General features: G+C 73.6%; 2 protein-coding genes and 1 pseudogene. All 3 read left to right on the top strand.

Annotated features, from left to right (window positions below):
• Positions 1-135 precede the first annotated feature (135 nt).
• Positions 136-1,527 (top strand): phosphomannomutase/phosphoglucomutase, encoded by a 1,392-nt coding sequence (locus ACXJKL_RS19520; RefSeq protein ID WP_457208658.1) that lies wholly within the window; start codon positions 136-138, stop codon positions 1,525-1,527.
• Positions 1,524-1,688, top strand: a complete 165-nt coding sequence (locus ACXJKL_RS19515; protein WP_457208657.1) for a Trm112 family protein — start codon at positions 1,524-1,526, stop codon at positions 1,686-1,688. The genes ACXJKL_RS19520 and ACXJKL_RS19515 overlap by 4 nt, the downstream gene beginning before the upstream one ends.
• Positions 1,689-1,692: 4 nt before the next feature.
• Positions 1,693-2,325, top strand: a pseudogene (locus ACXJKL_RS19510) (SIS domain-containing protein); the annotation flags it as partial.

The following is a 2,325-nucleotide window of genomic DNA, read 5'->3' as shown; positions in this document are numbered from 1 at the left end:
ACCCGCGGCGTGGCACCAAGCGCGGCCACCTCCGCGTCCTGACCAACGACTGACCGGCGCCCGGCCGGCGCCTGACCGGGCGCGCCCGGCCACCGCCGCGGTGGCCGGACCGGCGCGGCGTCTAGGCTGCGGGCCATGCCCCAGACCCCCACGACCTCGACGGTCGACGCCGCCAACGTCGACGCCATCTTCAAGGCGTACGACGTCCGCGGCACCGTGCCGGACCAGCTGGACGACGAGCTGGCCTTCGCCACCGGATCCGCGTTCGTGGAGGTGGTGGGCGCCCCGGTGATCGTGGTGGGGCACGACATGCGCCCCAGCTCGCCGGGCCTCGCCGGAGCCTTCGCGGCGGGCGCCACCGCGGCCGGCGCGGACGTCGTGATGATCGGGCTGGCGAGCACCGACCAGCTCTACTTCGCCTCCGGGCACCTCGGCCACGCGGGCGTGATGTTCACCGCGAGCCACAACCCTGCGGCGTACAACGGCATGAAGATGTGCCGCGCCGGGGCCGTGCCGATCGGCTCGGAGACCGGACTGGCCGACATCCGCGACAGCGTGGTCCGCGGCGGCCACCAGCCGGCGCCCGCGACCGGCAGCATCAGCGAGCAGGACGTCCTCGAGGCCTACGCCGCGCACCTGCTGGCCCTGGCCCCCGTCGAGGGACGGCGTCTCAAGGTCGTCATCGACGCGGGCAGCGGGATGGCCGGCCTGACCGCCCCGGCCGTCTTCGAGCGCATGGGCGCGGACCGGGTCGAGCTGGTGCCGATGTACTTCGACCTCGACGGGACCTTCCCCCACCACGAGGCCAACCCCATCGAGCCGGCCAACCTCGTGGACCTCCAGGCGCGGGTCGTCGCCGAGCGGGCCGACATCGGCCTGGCCTTCGACGGCGACGCCGACCGCTGCTTCCTGGTCGACGAGCAGGGCCGCGCCGTCTCCCCCTCCACGTTGACGGCCCTCATCGCGTCCCGCGAGCTGGCCAAGGAGCCGGGCGCCACGGTCATCCACAACCTCATCACCAGTCGCGGTGTGCCGGAGATCATCAGCGAGCTCGGCGGTGTCCCCGTGCGGACCCGCGTCGGTCACTCCTACATCAAGGCGACCATGGCCGAGACCGGGGCCATCTTCGGCGGGGAGCACAGCGGGCACTTCTACTTCCGCGACTTCTGGCGCGCCGACTCGGGGATGCTGGCCGCCCTGCACGCGCTGGCGGCACTTGCCGGGACCGACCAGCCGCTCAGCGCACTGCTGGCCGACTACGAGCGCTACGTCGTGAGCGGCGAGATCAACTCCACCGTCGCCGACCAGGCCGCCGTGGTGGCGGGGATCGAGGCGGCGTACGCCGACCACGACGGTGCCACGACCGACCGCCTCGACGGCCTCACCGTCACCCACGACGACTGGTGGTTCAACGTCCGACCGTCCAACACCGAGCCGCTGCTGCGGCTCAACGCCGAAGGCCGCGACCGCCCCACCATGGAGCGGATCCGCGACGAGGTCCTCACCACCATCAGGAGTGACGCGTGAACATCGATCCCCAGCTGCTCAAGATCATCGTCTGCCCCGACTGCCACGGCGACCTCCGCGAGGAGTCCGACGAGCTGGTGTGCACCGCGTGCGGCCTGGCCTACCCGGTCCGCGACGACATCCCGGTGCTGCTCGTCGACGAGGCCCGCAGGCCGGGCTGACGTCATGGTGACGTGGTTCGACGAGGCCAGGCTCGACGACGAGCAGGTGCTGGCCGCCCACGACCCGCGGCTGCGAGAGCTCGCCGGGAGCGGCGCCCGGGTCCGGCGCGAGTCCCACGACGCCTCCGCCGCCACCGCCGAGGCGATCGCCGGCCAGGAGGGCATGGACCAGCCCCGTGCCGTCATCGCCGCGGGTCCCGACTCCCGCCTGCTGCGTGCGGTGCTCGARCCGTGGTGCCCGGTGCCCTTCGTGGCCTGGCCCGCCCCGGCCCTGCCCGGGTGGGCCGGCAGCCTCGACCTGGTCGTGATGCTGGCCCCGGAGGGCTCCGACAGCGGTTCCGCGTCCGCGGTGGCCGAGGCGGTACGCCGCGGCTGCCAGGTGGTGGTGGCCTGTCCGCCCACCTCGATGGTCGCCGAGCACGCGGCCGGGCGCTACACCACCGTGCTCCCCACCGTCACCGGCGACCAGCTCGCGACCGCCGTGGTGATGCTCGACTACCTCGCGCAGGTGCGCCTCGGTCCCCGCGCCGACGCCGACAGCGTCGCCACCGCGCTCGACGCGGTCGCCCAGGAGTGCTCGCCCTTCCGCGACCTGACGGTGAACCCGGCCAAGATGCTGGCGATCGCCCTCGCCGAC

Source organism: Nocardioides sp. P5_C9_2 (genome assembly GCF_054049555.1).
Note: the sequence above shows the minus strand (reverse complement) of the source record. Positions and strands in the feature narration are given on the sequence as shown.